The sequence below is a fragment of the Neisseria sp. P0024.S006 genome (genome assembly GCF_051956595.1).
In the GTDB taxonomy this organism is placed as follows: domain Bacteria; phylum Pseudomonadota; class Gammaproteobacteria; order Burkholderiales; family Neisseriaceae; genus Neisseria.
Window position 1 is genome coordinate 72,326 of the sequence record NZ_JBQCXH010000005.1, and the last position, 14,575, is coordinate 86,900.

General features: G+C 54.4%; 12 protein-coding genes. 9 read left to right on the plus strand and 3 right to left on the minus strand.

The features are described from left to right. Positions 1 to 112: 112 nt before the first annotated feature. Entirely contained in the window at positions 113 to 1,348 is a 1,236-nt protein-coding gene (locus ACTHUF_RS09925) for an FAD-binding domain-containing protein (RefSeq protein ID WP_440407540.1), read from the minus strand. Positions 1,349 to 1,472: 124 nt separating this feature from the next. Here ACTHUF_RS09925 and ACTHUF_RS09930 point away from each other — a divergent pair, with 124 nt between their 5' ends. The 5 genes from ACTHUF_RS09930 to ACTHUF_RS09950 all read left to right on the plus strand — a co-directional run bounded on the left by ACTHUF_RS09930 (position 1,473) and on the right by ACTHUF_RS09950 (position 9,270). Further along, a complete protein-coding gene (locus ACTHUF_RS09930; protein ID WP_440407542.1) occupies positions 1,473 to 2,315 on the plus strand; it encodes an ATP-grasp domain-containing protein in 843 nt (280 codons plus the stop codon). Between the two features lie 305 nt (positions 2,316 to 2,620). Then, positions 2,621 to 4,012, plus strand: coding sequence for an alanine/glycine:cation symporter family protein (locus ACTHUF_RS09935; protein WP_440407544.1), 1,392 nt, complete (start codon positions 2,621 to 2,623; stop codon positions 4,010 to 4,012). Between the two features lie 83 nt (positions 4,013 to 4,095). Continuing rightward, a complete protein-coding gene (locus ACTHUF_RS09940; protein WP_440407546.1) occupies positions 4,096 to 5,352 on the plus strand; it encodes a D-amino acid dehydrogenase in 1,257 nt (418 codons plus the stop codon). Between the two features lie 180 nt (positions 5,353 to 5,532). Next, the gene (zupT, locus tag ACTHUF_RS09945) at positions 5,533 to 6,342 is read left to right on the plus strand and encodes a zinc transporter ZupT (protein WP_002224778.1); all 810 of its coding nucleotides are present in this window, start codon (positions 5,533 to 5,535) and stop codon (positions 6,340 to 6,342) included. Between the two features lie 96 nt (positions 6,343 to 6,438). Continuing rightward, positions 6,439 to 9,270, plus strand: coding sequence for a valine--tRNA ligase (locus ACTHUF_RS09950; RefSeq protein WP_315094968.1), 2,832 nt, complete (start codon positions 6,439 to 6,441; stop codon positions 9,268 to 9,270). A gap of 76 nt (positions 9,271 to 9,346) precedes the next feature. Here the strand turns inward: ACTHUF_RS09950 and ACTHUF_RS09955 are convergent, their stop codons facing one another. Continuing rightward, positions 9,347 to 10,288, minus strand: a complete 942-nt coding sequence (locus ACTHUF_RS09955) for an ABC transporter ATP-binding protein (protein WP_440407548.1) — start codon at positions 10,286 to 10,288, stop codon at positions 9,347 to 9,349. Positions 10,289 to 10,303: 15 nt separating this feature from the next. Next, complete coding sequence (locus tag ACTHUF_RS09960; protein ID WP_440407549.1) at positions 10,304 to 11,194, minus strand: NUDIX domain-containing protein; 891 nt, start codon at positions 11,192 to 11,194, stop codon at positions 10,304 to 10,306. Between the two features lie 125 nt (positions 11,195 to 11,319). Here ACTHUF_RS09960 and ACTHUF_RS09965 point away from each other — a divergent pair, with 125 nt between their 5' ends. From ACTHUF_RS09965 to hrpA, 4 genes are all read left to right on the plus strand, one after another. Next, complete coding sequence (locus tag ACTHUF_RS09965) at positions 11,320 to 11,904, plus strand: beta-class carbonic anhydrase (protein ID WP_036493603.1); 585 nt, start codon at positions 11,320 to 11,322, stop codon at positions 11,902 to 11,904. Positions 11,905 to 11,922: 18 nt separating this feature from the next. Next, a complete protein-coding gene (gene nadD, locus ACTHUF_RS09970) occupies positions 11,923 to 12,528 on the plus strand; it encodes a nicotinate-nucleotide adenylyltransferase (protein ID WP_036493606.1) in 606 nt (201 codons plus the stop codon). Positions 12,529 to 12,586: 58 nt separating this feature from the next. After that, positions 12,587 to 12,973, plus strand: a complete 387-nt coding sequence (gene rsfS / locus ACTHUF_RS09975) for a ribosome silencing factor (protein ID WP_002246503.1) — start codon at positions 12,587 to 12,589, stop codon at positions 12,971 to 12,973. A 108-nt stretch (positions 12,974 to 13,081) separates the two neighbouring features. After that, complete coding sequence (gene hrpA, locus ACTHUF_RS09980; RefSeq protein ID WP_440407551.1) at positions 13,082 to 14,476, plus strand: ATP-dependent RNA helicase HrpA; 1,395 nt, start codon at positions 13,082 to 13,084, stop codon at positions 14,474 to 14,476. Positions 14,477 to 14,575 lie beyond the last annotated feature (99 nt).

Consider the following 14,575-nt stretch of genomic DNA (forward strand, 5'->3'; position numbering starts at 1 on the left):
TTTACCGTGTAAATCTTGGCTATTCAATCTGTTTGGCCGTCTGAAACCAAAATATTTTGTTTGGGCGTTTTTTAGTTGTGTTTAGTGTGGTTTTTTGGTGTGAAGCTCTGTTTCAGACGGCCTTGGGGAAGGGGTAGCCGTGTGTGTCGATGTCATCGGCGGCTGCCCACGGTGTGTGGATGAGGGTGGACGGCAGGTGTGCCAATTCGGGGAGGTAACTGCGGATATAGCTGCCGTCGGGGTCGATTTGGTGCGAACGGTGGGCATAGCGGACGGTGGTTGTGTCTTGGGCGGCAAGGTGCCAGTTGGCTTGGTTGAGCGCGGGGTCGGTGCCGGTTTGGACGGAGGCTGTCCACGCGATGCCTTGGTTGGGGTCGAGGTTGAGGGCGTGGCAGAAATAGTGGGCGCACAGCTGCTGGAGAACAGGATGTAGGTGGCCGGTGGCTTCGAGGCTGCGGATGGAGGCGTCGATGACGGGTACGCCGGTTTGGCCGTTGCGCCAGTATTCGCGCACCGGGGCGGCATCGGTTGTTTCGGGTAGGCGGCGGTGGTAGGCGAGCTGGTAGCAGTAGTCGCGGAAAATAAGCTTGTCCAGCCACTCGAAATGTCGGTTTGCCAAGCTTTCGGCGGCCAGCAGGCGTGGGGAAATGCAGCCTGCGGACAGGTAGGCATTGAGGAGGCTGGTGTTTTTTCGTGCCGGAAAGTTTTGGGTAATCGGGTAGTGAACCAAATTTTGTTTGAATGCGTGCCATTGCGTTAAGGCTGCGGTTTCGCCGCCCTGTTGATAGGCAGGCAATACTGCGCCGGTATGGGCTGGAAACAGTGGAACGTTTTGTCCGGTTTGAACAGGCAATTCGGTTTCAGACGGCCTTTGTCCTGAATAAGCCTGCAACCATGCTTGTTTATAGGCGGCAAAATCGGTGTAGGGCAGGCCGTTGGCATCCATGAGGGGGGCTTTGGCCAAGATACCGCGGTCGTTGGCGTGTTGCAGGGCAATGCCTGCGCGGTCGAAATTGTGCCAGAGTAGGTTGTCTTGGCGGATTTCGGCTTCGGTGTAGGCTTCGTCTGTGATGACGGTATGGGCATGGAGCGCAGCGGCCAAGGGGAGGAGGTCTTCGTCAGAAGCGACGGCATATAAAGGAATATGGTGTGCCGCCAGACGGGTATGCAGCTCTTGCGCGGCTTGATAATGGAACAGGCTTTGACGCGGATTGTGGTTTTCAGACGGCCTTTGGCTGACCCAGACGCAGGCGATGGGCAAACCGCTTGCAGCGGCGGCATTAAGCGCGGCATTGTCGTGCAGGCGGAGGTTGCGGCGGAACCAGACAAGGACGTGGGCAGATTTCATGAGCATGTTCCGACGGAAAAGGGGAAACCATTTTATCAGAATCGGCCTTATGTATCAGGCCGTCCGAAAAATCTTTTGGTTTGATTTCGCTATATAATTTTGGTTTTAGCAACGAGATGCAACCATGACCGAGCAAACCGTTTTGGCACTCATTACCTGCCAAACCTATCCTGAACCGTCGGACAACCTGAAAACATTGGCGGCGCATTTGGAAACCATGGGTGTGAAAACCGTATTTGATACGTGGCAAAACCATCCGTCCGCGCCGTTTTTGCTGCCTTTGTGCGCATGGGATTATGCCGCCGAACCAGAAGCCTTCCGCCAATGGCTGGAGCAAGCCGGGCAGGCGGGACAGCGTTTTATCAATCCGCCCGAATTGATAGCTTGGAATATGGAAAAGACGTATTTGTGCGATTTGGCGGCACGCGGCGCGCAAGTGGTTCCCAGCGTGTTCGTTCCCGCGCACAAAGACAAATTGGCCGATATTCTGAACCAACAGGGCTGGACGGAAGCAGTCGTCAAGCCCGCATTCGGGCAGAGCGGCAAAGGCGTGGTCAAAGTTTGTGCGGAGGCATTGGACGTGGATATGGCGGATTATCCGCAAGGCGTGATGGTTCAACCTTATATCCGCGAAATCGAAACGGCGGGCGAAACCTCGCTGGTGTTTTTCAACGGCGCATTCAGCCATGCCGTACGCCGTCAGCCGCCACAAGGCGAATGGCGCGCCAACTCGGCCTATGGCGTGTCGGTGTTCGGTATCGAGCCGCCCGAGTTTGCCGTCCGTGCCGCGCAAGACATACTGGCCGCCTTGCCGAAAATGCCGGTTTACGCCCGCGTGGACGGCACACTGATTGGCGACACCTTCCTGCTTAATGAGTTGGAACTCATCGAGCCCGCCCTGTATTTGCACACCAGCGAAGGCGCGGCGGAGCGTTTTGCCCGAGTGTTGGCCGGGTTGCTGGAATAGGATTGCGGCACGCACATTCAGGCCGTCTGAAAGATTTTTTTCAGACGGCCTGAATTTTTTTTAAACAGTTGGCAGGAAGATGTTTTAAAGCATGCTTTTATTTGTCATTTTAATTGGGCTGGGGTCTTGGCCTGCTCTGGATTGTAAACAATTTTCTTGGTGTTGATTGGGTTTTATTTAGGGTAAAAATACGAAAAGTTTTTGAAAATAAATATGTTGTAATCTTAAACATTCTGTGCTGAAATTACAGGGCACTACAAAAAAGTGGTGTTTTAAAAAAATAAAACAGACAAAGGAGAAAAACCATGCAATTGCTTTTAGACAATCTCAAAGCCTTTTTTGAAACCATCAGCGGCTGGGTCTGGGGGCCTATTATGTTGATGCTGCTGGTCGGTACGGGCATTTTGCTGACCGTTTTGCTGAAAGGCTTGCAGTTCACCATGTTGGGTTATGCACTGAAACAGGCGTTTGTGCCGTCAAAGAAGCATGAAGACGGCGAAGACCACGAAGGCGATATTTCCCATTTTGCAGCGTTGATGACCGCGCTGTCGGCCACCATCGGTACGGGTAACATCGCCGGTGTGGCGACTGCGGTGGTAACCGGCGGCCCGGGCGCGGTATTTTGGATGTGGATGACCGCTATTTTCGGTATGGCCACCAAATACGGCGAGGGCGTGTTGGCGGTGAAATACCGCGTCACCAATTCCAAAGGCGAAATGTCCGGCGGCCCGATGTATTACATCGAAAAAGGCTTGGGCAAAAACTGGAAATGGATGGCCGTTGCGTTTGCGCTGTTCGGCACATTCGCTTCCTTCGGTATCGGCAGCTCGGTGCAGTCCAACTCGGTTGCGCAGGCAGTGCAAACCAGCTTCGGTGTCGAACCTGCCTACACCGGCGTGATATTGACCGTATTAACGGCCATCGTGCTTTTAGGCGGCATTAAAGGCATTGCCAAAGCCGCGTCCTTTATCGTGCCTGCCATGGCCGTGTTTTATGTAGTGGGCGGTATTTCCATTATTGTCGTGAATTCTGACGCACTGATGCCTGCCGTCAAACTGATTTTCTCCGATGCGTTTAGCGCGCAAGCTGTGGCCGGCGGCGCCATCGGCACGGTCATCCGCTACGGCGTGGCGCGCGGTGTATTCTCCAATGAGGCGGGTATGGGTTCTGCGCCGATTGCCGCCGCAGCCGCAAAAACCGATCACCCCGTCCGTCAGGCTTTGGTTTCCATGACCGGTACGTTTTTGGACACCATCGTTGTCTGCTCGATTACCGGCATCATTTTGGTGATGGGCCTGCTCGGCGCAGGCGGCGAGTTTGTCAAACCTGAATTGAGCGGTGCGGCGCTGACCACCGTCACTTTCCAAAAAATGTTGCCCGGTATCGGTGGCTGGATTGTCACCATCGGCCTGATTTTCTTTGCTTACTCAACCATTCTCGGCTGGTGCTACTACGGCGAGAAATGCGCGGTTTACGTCTTCGGCGAGAAGTTTGCCGGTCTGTACCGCGTCGGTTATGTTTCTTCCGTCATGCTGGGTACCGTTTTGAGCCTTGATTTGGTGTGGCTGGCTTCGGACACATTCAACGGCTTGATGGCATTGCCCAACCTGATTGCGCTTTTGTTGATGGCGAAAGTCATCGTCAATGAAACGCGCGACTTCAAACAAAAAATCAAAAACGGCGAATTGCCGCATTAATATCCAAGGCCGTCTGAACCTGAACATTCAGACGGCCCGATGTATATTAAGTTTGTTTTGAAAAAAGTCAGAGGAGGAGAAAAATGAAAGTGCTTGTTTTAGGTGCTGGTGTGGCCGGCGTATCTTCCGCGTGGTATCTGGCAGAGGTAGGACATGAAGTAACGGTCATCGACCGCGCCGAGGGCGTGGCGATGGAAACCAGTTTTGCCAATGCAGGCCAGCTTTCTTACGGTTATACCACGCCGTGGGCTGCACCCGGCATCCCGACCAAAGCGCTAAAATGGCTGTTTAAAAGCCATCCGCCTTTACTGTTCCGCCCCGACGGCAGCCTGTATCAAATCGAATGGTTGTGGCAAATGCTGCAAAACTGTACGGCAGCGCGCTATCAAATCAATAAAGAGCGCATGGTCAGGATTTCCGAATACAGCCGTGAAATGTTCCGCCGTTTTGAAGCGCAAACCGGCATGAATTTTGAAGGACGCAAAAAAGGGACGTTGCAGATTTTCCGCCAAACCAAAGAAGTCGAAGCGGCAGAACAAGACATTGCCGTTTTGGAACGATACGGCGTGCCCTACCGCCGTCTGAAGCCCGAAGAATGCGCAGAGTTTGAGCCTGCGCTGGCGCGCGTTACCGCAAAAATTGCCGGCGGTCTGCACCTGCCTGCGGATGCGACCGGCGACTGCCACCTCTTCACTGAAAACCTATACAAACTGTGTCTGGAAAAAGGCGTACAGTTCCATTTCAACCAAACCATCAGCCGCATCGAACATAACGGGCTGCGCATCAAAGCCGTTGAAACCGAAACAGGGCAGTTTGAAGCAGATGCCGTTGTCTGCGCGCTCGGCTGCTTTAGCAGGACTGTGTTGGCGCAGTTGGACCTCAATCTGCCCATTTACCCCGTCAAAGGCTATTCCTTGACCCTGCCGGTCACAAATTCCGACGGCGCGCCGGTGTCCACCGTTTTGGACGAAAGCTACAAAGTCGCCATCACACGATTCGACAACAGAATCCGCGTCGGTGGCATGGCGGAATTGTCCGGCTACGAAATCAAACTGCCCGAAAAACGCCGCGAAACTTTGGCTTTGGTCGTCAACGATTTGTTCCCCGAAGGCGGCGATTTGAATCAGGCATTGTTCTGGAGCGGCCTCAGACCAATGACGCCCGACAGCACGCCGTTAATCGGGCGCACCCGCTTTGACAACCTGTTCCTGAATACAGGCCACGGCACTTTGGGCTGGACCATGTCGCTGGGTTCGGCAAAATTGACCGCCGATATCGTGAGCGGCAAAGACACCGAAATCCGCAGCGACGACTTGAGCTTGTCGCGCTATCAGGCTTAAGCTGGAAAGCGATAAGGTTTGGTGATATTTCAAACTTAAAGGCCGTCTGAAAAATATTTTTCAGACGGCCCTTAGCTTTATGAGTATTGCGTCCAATCAATAAAATAAATAATAACTATTATCATATGCATTAAAAAGTGTTAGTCTGAACCTGTCCCAGCTTTTAGCGCAGGTTTTCTCATGCCCGATTTTTCGATGTCCAATTTGGCCGTTGCCTTTTCCATCACGTTGGCCGCCGGTTTGTTTACCGTATTAGGCAGCGGTTTGGTGATGTTTTCCAAAACGCCCAATCCGCGCGTGTTGTCGTTTGGTTTGGCATTTGCCGGTGGTGCGATGGTGTATGTTTCCCTGACGGAGATTTTCAGCAAATCCAGCGAGGCGTTCGCTGAAATTTATGATAAAGACCACGCGTTTGCGGCGGCGACCATGGCATTTTTGGCCGGTATGGGCGGCATCGCGCTGATCGACCGCCTGGTGCCGAACCCGCATGAAACCTTAGACGCGCAAGACCCGTCGTTTCAAGAAAGCAAACGCCGCCATATCGCGCGAGTCGGCATGATGGCGGCGTTTGCGATTACGGCGCACAATTTTCCCGAAGGCTTGGCGACGTTTTTTGCCACCTTGGAAAATCCGGCGGTCGGGATGCCTTTGGCCTTGGCGATTGCCATCCATAATATTCCGGAGGGCATTTCCATCGCCGCACCGGTTTATTTTGCCACCCGCAGCCGTAAGAAAACGGTATGGGCGTGTCTGTTATCCGGCTTGGCCGAGCCTTTGGGGGCGGCTTTGGGCTATTTGGTTTTGCAGCCGTTTTTGTCGCCTGCCGTGTTTGGCTCGGTGTTCGGCGTGATAGCCGGCGTGATGGTGTTTTTGGCGTTGGACGAGCTGCTGCCGGCCGCCAAACGCTATTCAGACGGCCATGAAACCGTTTACGGCCTGACAACGGGCATGGCGGTGATTGCCGTCAGCCTGGTATTGTTCCATTTTTAAAACCCGTATGCCAAAGGCCGTCTGAAATGATTCAGACGGCCTTTTTGCGTTATAATCCGCACATCAAAAATAACCTTAATTTCACAAAGTTCCATCATGTTAGACAAATACAATCCAGCCGAAATCGAATCCAAACATTATCAAAACTGGGAAGAGCAGGGCTATTTCCAGCCTGATATGGATTTGACCAAACCGTCTTTCTCCATCCAACTGCCGCCGCCCAATGTAACCGGCACGCTGCACATGGGCCATGCCTTCAACCAAACCATTATGGACGGCCTGACCCGCTACTACCGCATGAAAGGCTGCAACACCGCCTGGATTCCGGGCACCGACCACGCGGGCATCGCCACGCAAATCGTGGTCGAGCGTCAGCTTGCCGCGCAAAACGTGTCCCGTCATGACTTGGGTCGAGAAAAATTCTTGGAAAAAGTGTGGGAATGGAAAGAAGTGTCCGGCGGCACGATTACCCAACAAATGCGCCGCGTGGGCTGCTCTGCCGACTGGACGCGCGAGTATTTCACGATGGACGACGTGCGCGCCGAAACCGTGACCGAAGTGTTCGTGCGCCTGTATGAGCAAGGCTTGATTTACCGCGGCAAACGCTTGGTGAACTGGGATCCGGTATTGGGTACCGCAGTGTCTGATTTGGAAGTGGAAAGCGTGGAAGAACAAGGCTCTATGTGGCACATCCGCTATCCGCTGGCGGACAATCCTGCCGAAGCCGTTATCGTGGCGACCACCCGCCCCGAAACGCTGCTGGGCGACGTGGCTGTTGCCGTCAATCCCGAAGACGAACGTTACACCCATTTGATTGGTAAAGAATTAATCCTGCCGCTGACCGGCCGTACCATCCCCGTGATTGCTGACGAATACGTTGAAAAAGACTTCGGCACCGGCTGCGTGAAAATCACGCCTGCGCACGACTTCAACGACTATGAAGTCGGTAAACGCCACGACACGCGCCTGATTAATGTGTTTGACTTGGAAGCCAAAGTGCTGGCAAACGCCGAAGTGTTCAACTTCAAAGGCGAAGCGCAACAAGGTTTTGCCCTGCCTGAAAAATACGCAGGCTTAGACCGCTTTGCCGCGCGCAAACAAATGGTTGCCGATTTGCAGGAACAAGGCTTTTTGGTCGAAATCAAACCGCACACGCTGATGACGCCGAAAGGCGACCGTACCGGTTCCGTGATTGAGCCGATGCTGACCAGCCAATGGTTTGTCGCCATGTCCGCCACGCCAAACGGCGGCGAGCCTGACAGCGAATTCAAAGGCTTGAGCCTCGCCGACAAAGCCAAAAAAGCCGTCGACAGCGGCGCGGTGCGCTTTATCCCCGAAAACTGGGTCAACACCTACAACCAATGGATGAACAACATCCAAGACTGGTGTATCTCGCGTCAACTGTGGTGGGGTCATCAAATCCCTGCATGGTACGACAACGAAGGCAATGTTTACGTCGCCCGCAATCAAGAAGAAGCCGAAAAACAAGCCGGCAAAACCGGTTTGACCCGCGAAGAAGACGTATTAGATACATGGTTCTCTTCCGCGCTCGTGCCGTTCTCCACGCTCGGCTGGCCGTCTGAAACCGACGAACTCAAAGCCTTCCTGCCATCCAACGTCTTGGTCACCGGCTACGAAATCATCTTCTTCTGGGTGGCGCGCATGATTATGATGACCACCCACTTCACCGGCAAAGTACCGTTTAAAGACGTGTACATCCACGGCATCGTGCGCGACCACGAAGGCAAAAAAATGTCCAAATCCGAAGGCAACGTCATCGACCCTGTGGATTTGATCGACGGCATCGACTTGGAAAAACTGCTGGTAAAACGTACCACCGGTCTGCGCAAACCCGAAACCGCGCCGAAAGTGGAAGAAGCAACCAAAAAACTCTTCCCGGAAGGCATTCCGAGCATGGGCGCGGACGCATTGCGCTTCACCATGGCAAGCTACGCAAGCCTCGGCCGCAGCGTCAACTTCGACTTCAAACGCGCCGAAGGTTACCGCAACTTCTGCAATAAATTGTGGAACGCCACCAACTTCGTGTTGATGAACACCGAAGACAAAGACTGCGGTCAAGACGAAATGCAGCCGTTGGCGTTTACCTTCGCCGACCAATGGATTATCGGCAAACTGCAACAAGCCGAAGCCGCCGTTGCCGAAGCCTTTGAAACCTACCGCTTCGACCTTGCCGCGCAAACGCTGTACGAATTTGTATGGAACGAATATTGCGACTGGTACATCGAGCTGGCAAAAGTGCAAATCCAAACCGGCTGCCCGACAACCCAGCGCACCACACGCCGCACCCTCGTGCGCGTACTCGAAACCATCCTGCGCCTGCTGCACCCAATCATGCCGTTCATTACCGAAGAGCTGTGGCAGGTCGTTGCGCCTCTGGCGAATGCCAAAACCGCCGACAGCATCATGTTGGCCGCCTATCCGCAAGCCGATAAAGAACAAATCGTTCAGACGGCCTTCGATAAAATGGCCGCATTGAAAGACTTGGTGGAAGAAGTGCGCAAACTGCGCGGCGAAATGGGTATCGCGCCAAACGTCAAAGCGCCGCTCTTCGTCGAAGGCAGCGCAGAACTCGAAGGCTTGCTCAAATACCTGCCGTCGCTGACCCGACTGACCGAAGCCAAGCTGGTGGACAGCCTACCCGAAGCAGAAGACGCACCTGTCGCCGTCTGCAACGGCGCGCGCCTGATGCTGAAAGTCGAAATCGACAAAGCCGCCGAAACCGCCCGTTTGAGCAAAGAAGCCGAGAAGCTGCAAAAAGCTTTGGACAAACTCAATGCCAAACTCTCCAAACCCGGCTACACCGAAAAAGCCCCGGCGCATTTGGTGGAAAAAGACAAAGCCGATTTGGCGGAATTGGAAGACAAAATGGCGAAAGTTCAAACTCAGTTGGCGAAGTTGAAAGACTGATTTTGATTGAATAGACAAGGCCGTCTGAAGAATGTTTTTTTCAGACGGCCTTTTTCTTTTTCTCAATCCATCAAATTCAATCAAACCAAACAATTTGACCTTCATCCACGCTGATGCGGATTTCCTGTCCGGTTGGCGGTTTGTCCGTATTTTGGTCGGCGTGGGGATACCAAATCAAATCGCCGTATTGCGGATGGGCGAGGGTGAGGCGTGTGCCTTCGGCAAGGGGGACGGCTTCGCTGATGCGGACGGCCGTGCCGTTCGGGTCGAATCGGATGGCGTGTTGGGGGATGTAGCGTGTGTCGTCGGTGTTGGCCAAACCGAGCAGCAGGGCGGCTTGGGCGTTGACGGGGCGGCGGATAAGGGTTTCCGGCGTGCCGTGTTGGAGGATGCGGCCTTCGTGCATGATGGCGATGGTGTCGGCCATGGTGCAGGCTTCCTCGGCAGAGTGGGTCACGAGGATGGCGGGGATGTTTTGGCTGCGGATGCGTTCGGCGGTCAGGGTGCGCAGGTGGCGGCGCAGGTGGGTGTCGAGGCTGGAGAAGGCTTCGTCCAAGAGCAACAGCGACGGGCGCGTGATTAGGGCGCGCGCGAGGGCGAGGCGTTGCTGTTCGCCGCCGGAGAGGCTTTCGGGTTTGCGTTGCGCTTCGTGTTCCAAACCGATGTCGCGCAAGGCCTGCATGGATTGTTCTTCGATTTCGGCTTTGGGCAGACGGCGCATTTTGAGGCCGAAGCCGACGTTGTCGAGGGCGGACAAATGCGGCAAAAGGGCGTAGTCTTGAAACATCAGCGAGATATTGCGCTTTTCAGACGGCATGTCGGTGATGTTGTCGCCGTTGAGCCAGACTTCGCCGCTGTCGGGACGCACCAGGCCGGCGATGGTTTTGAGCAGGGTGGATTTGCCGCAGCCGGAGCGGCCGAGTACGGCGAGGATTTCGCCTGCTTCGACGTTTAGGTTGATGTCTTGGGCAACGGTTTTGCTGCCGAAGCGTTTGTTGATGTTTTTGAGTTGCAACATGGTTTCAGACGGCCTTTAAAAATGGGGTCGGCAACGGATGCTGTCGAGCCATGCGGACAGCGGATGTTTGAGGTCAATCAGGCCGTATCGACGGCAGGCTTCAAGCGTAACCAGCTGGGCATCGTGCATCATGTGTCCGCCCAACATGGCATCGAGCAGGGTGGGGATGTCCATCAGTTCAAAACCGGCGACTTCGCCGTCTTGGTTGGCGGGTTGGAAGTCTTCGGGCAGGACGATGTCGAAGATATGCAGGATTTCGTTGTGGACACCGCGGTTAACGGGGCGCAAACTATATATTTGGGCGGTCGGTCGGATATGGGGTGTTAACGAAGCGGGAATGCCAGCTTCTTCTTCGCCCTCGCGGCAGACGGCTTCAGACGGCCTCTCGCCGCTGCTGATGCCGCCGCCGGTCAGATTGTCGAGTTTGTTCGGATCGACGGCTTTGTGCGGACTGCGGCGGCCTATCCAAAAGCGCAGACTGTTTTCTGTTTCGACCAATCCGTTCAAATGCACTGCCTGACTCATCAGGCCGAACGGACGGAAGGCGGCGCGTTCAAGTGCGCATAAAGGCTTGCCCGACTGGTCGCAGATGTCGAACTTTTCACCGCGCCAACCTTTGAGCCAACTGCACTCGCGCCACTGTTGCGCCAGCGTTTGCAAACTGTCGCCCATTTCTGCCCAGCTGTCGGTTTCCAAATTCAGGCCGTCTGAAAGGGTCGACTGCCTGCCTGTCCAATCTTGCCCGAGGCGTTCGCGCCATAACGGGTTCAGACGGCCCAAAGGCAGGCCGTTGAGATACAGAATGCACCAATCGTCGGATGCGCCATAGCTGGTTTGCGCCCAATCCCACAATGCATCGTGGACATCGGACGCGAATACCTGTTCAAAGCGGAAAGACTGAGACACGGCACATCCTCCAAAAGAACTAAAGATAAGATACGTCGATTTTAGCCGTTTACGGCGAATTTGCAAAACAACCATACCCTTTGAAAATCGTTATAATAGAGTAAACCATCCGAAACGAGCACATCATGAGCGAATTGAGCGAAATCCTCGCCTATAACCAACATTTCGTCGAAACAGGCGAATACGAAAAATACTTTACCAACAAATACCCCGGCCGCGAGCTGGCCATCCTCTCCTGCATGGACGCGCGCATTATCGAATTGCTGCCCAACGCGCTGGGTTTGAAAAACGGCGATGCCAAGCTCATCAAAAACGCCGGCGCGCTGGTGACCCACCCTTGGGGTTCGGTGATGCGCAGTTTGTTGGTCGCCGTATTTGAACTCAAAGTCAAAGAAATCATGGTCATTGCCCACCATGACTGCGGTATGCGCGGATTACACGCCGAAGAGTTCCTCCAACGCGTACACGACAGCAATATCCCCGACGACCGCATCGAAACCCTGCGCAATGCCGGTATCGATTTGGACGGCTGGCTGACCGGTTTTGACGATGTCGAAGACAGCGTGCGCCATACTGTCGAGCTGATTCGCAAACATCCGCTGATGCCCGACAACATCGCCGTCCACGGCCTGGTCATCCACCCGACCACAGGCAAGCTCAATCTGATTGTTGACGGCAGCCTGCCCGCTTCAGACGGCCAAAACATCTAACGCAGACACTACCACGAAATGAAAAACATCGGATTATTCGGCGGCACGTTTGACCCCATCCACAACGGCCACCTCCACATCGCCCGCGCCTTCGCCGACGAAATCGGTTTGGACCTCGTCGTCTTCCTACCGGCAGGCGATCCGTACCACAAAGACAGCACGCGCACGCCGGCACAAGAGCGCCTCAATATGGTTGAACTCGCCATCGCCGACGAGCCGAGATTCGCCGCCAGCGACTGCGACATCGTCCGCGACGGCGCGACTTATACGTTTGACACCGTCCAAATTTTCCGCCAGCAGTTTCCCGGCGCGCAACTGTGGTGGCTGATGGGCAGCGACAGCCTGATGCAGCTGCACACATGGAAAAAATGGCAAACCCTCGTGCGCCAGACCCATATCGCCATCGCTATGCGCCAAGGTGACAACCTCAACAAGACCCCGCGCGAATTGCACGCATGGCTCGGCGAAGCCCTGCAAAACGGCAGCGTCCGCATCCTCAACGCGCCGCTGCATAACACCAGCTCCACCCAAATCCGCGCCAATCTCGCCAAAACGCATCATTCAGACGGCCTGCCTCAACCCGTCGCCCAATACATCCGCCAACACAAACTCTATGAAAAATAGCGTTTATTCAGGCAGATAAGCTATAATGCCGTCTGAAAACATTTCAACTAGGAAAATAATGAACGAACAAGAATTGCAAGACCTGCAAAAAATGGTCGAAGTGGCCGTAAACGCCCTCGAAGACATCAAAGCCAAAGACATCTCTGTTTTGGAAACCCAAGACAAAACCTCCCTGTTCGCCCGTATGATTATTGCCAGCGGCGACAGCACACGCCAAGTCAAAGCACTGGCGAACAACGTTGCCGTCGATTTGAAAGAAGCCGGTTTTGAAATCCTCAGCACCGAAGGCGACAGCGGCGAATGGACGCTCGTCGACGCAGGCGACCTCGTTGTCCACGTCATGCTCCCTGCAGTGCGCGACTTTTACGACATCGACACCTTGTGGGGCGGAGAAAAACCGAGTTTCCACGCCGGTATGCAAAAACCTTGGCACGCCGCCGACTAAAACGGTTTATCCATACAAAGGCCGTCTGAAACTTGAGAGCAAGCAAGTTTCAGACGGCCTTTTGCTATAATTCCATTCTTTTCACATTATTTAATTTATTGCACCATCATGCCGCAACCCGATTTCGCCCAAACCCTCTCCAAAGACCGCCATTTCCTGCAATCTGCCTTTAAAAACCCCAAAAAATACGGCGGCTTGGCCAAGGTTGAGGAAAAATACAAAAAATCGCACGATCTCTATCTGCAACGCCTGTCCAAACTGCCCAAGCCCGAATTCGACAACACGCTGCCCGTTCACGAAAAACTCGACGAAATCAAAAAAGCCATTGCCGAGAATCAGGTAACGATTATCTGCGGCGAAACCGGTTCGGGCAAAACCACGCAGTTGCCCAAGATTTGTTTGGAACTCGGGCGCGGGACGGCAGGCTTGATCGGGCATACCCAGCCACGCCGTTTGGCCGCGCGCTCCGTGGCAGAGCGGATTGCCGAAGAGCTGAAATCCGAAATCGGCAGCGCGGTGGGCTATAAAGTGCGCTTTACCGACCACACCTCGCGTGATGCCTACGTCAAGCTGATGACCGACGGCATCCTGTTGGCGGAAACCCAGACCGACCGTTATCTCGCCGCCTACGACACGATTATCATCGACGAAGCGCACGAACGCAGCCTGAACATCGACTTCCTCTTGGGCTATTTGAAACAACTGCTGTCGCGCCGCCCCGATTTGAAAGTCATCATCACCTCGGCAACGATAGACGCAGAACGCTTCTCCCAACACTTCAACGGCGCCCCCGTTTTAGAAGTGAGCGGACGGACGTATCCCGTCGAAATCCTCTATCGACCGCTGACCAGCAAAGACGAAGACGATGCAGAAGTCGAGCTGACCGACGCGATTGTCGATGCAGCCGACGAATTGGCACGCTATGGCGAAGGCGATATTTTAGTATTCCTGCCGGGCGAACGCGAAATCCGCGAAGCCACCGAAGCCTTGCGCAAATCCACGCTGCGCCGAAACGACGAAATCCTGCCCCTGTTCGCACGCCTGTCGCACGCCGAGCAGCACAAAATCTTCCACCCCTCAGGCGCGAAACGCCGCATCGTACTGGCAACCAACGTCGCCGAAACCTCGCTCACCGTGCCGGGCATCAAATACGTCATCGACACCGGCCTCGCACGCGTCAAACGCTATTCCGCACGGGCGAAGGTGGAGCAGCTTCATGTCGAAAAAATCTCCCAAGCCGCCGCCCGCCAACGTTCCGGCCGCTGCGGCCGCGTCTCCGCAGGCGTATGTATCCGACTGTTTTCAGAAGAAGATTTTAACAGCCGCCCCGAATTTACCGACCCAGAAATCGTCCGCAGCAACCTCGCCGCCGTCATCCTGCGCATGGCATCGCTGAACTTGGGCGACGTAGCAGCATTCCCATTTTTAGAAATGCCCGATTCGCGGTATATCAATGACGGTTTTCAGGTATTGCTGGAATTGGGGGCGGTAGAGGCCGTCTGAAAACAGTAAAATAGGTTGTTAGAATAACCAATGTTATCTGGCAATATATATCATTGGTTTAAGACGAAACTTACATAAATTTATTGGTTTTAGGTTCAA

What these genes read in the sequence shown, in the direction of transcription:
- ACTHUF_RS09925 (WP_440407540.1), bottom strand. Translation starts at nt 1,348, where the DNA reads ATGAAATCTGCCCACGTCCTTGTCTGGTTCCGCCGCAACCTCCGCCTG.
- ACTHUF_RS09930 (WP_440407542.1), top strand. Translation starts at nt 1,473, where the DNA reads ATGACCGAGCAAACCGTTTTGGCACTCATTACCTGCCAAACCTATCCT.
- ACTHUF_RS09935 (WP_440407544.1), top strand. Translation starts at nt 2,621, where the DNA reads ATGCAATTGCTTTTAGACAATCTCAAAGCCTTTTTTGAAACCATCAGC.
- ACTHUF_RS09940 (WP_440407546.1), top strand. Translation starts at nt 4,096, where the DNA reads ATGAAAGTGCTTGTTTTAGGTGCTGGTGTGGCCGGCGTATCTTCCGCG.
- zupT (WP_002224778.1), top strand. Translation starts at nt 5,533, where the DNA reads ATGCCCGATTTTTCGATGTCCAATTTGGCCGTTGCCTTTTCCATCACG.
- ACTHUF_RS09950 (WP_315094968.1), top strand. Translation starts at nt 6,439, where the DNA reads ATGTTAGACAAATACAATCCAGCCGAAATCGAATCCAAACATTATCAA.
- ACTHUF_RS09955 (WP_440407548.1), bottom strand. Translation starts at nt 10,288, where the DNA reads ATGTTGCAACTCAAAAACATCAACAAACGCTTCGGCAGCAAAACCGTT.
- ACTHUF_RS09965 (WP_036493603.1), top strand. Translation starts at nt 11,320, where the DNA reads ATGAGCGAATTGAGCGAAATCCTCGCCTATAACCAACATTTCGTCGAA.
- nadD (WP_036493606.1), top strand. Translation starts at nt 11,923, where the DNA reads ATGAAAAACATCGGATTATTCGGCGGCACGTTTGACCCCATCCACAAC.
- rsfS (WP_002246503.1), top strand. Translation starts at nt 12,587, where the DNA reads ATGAACGAACAAGAATTGCAAGACCTGCAAAAAATGGTCGAAGTGGCC.
- hrpA (WP_440407551.1), top strand. Translation starts at nt 13,082, where the DNA reads ATGCCGCAACCCGATTTCGCCCAAACCCTCTCCAAAGACCGCCATTTC.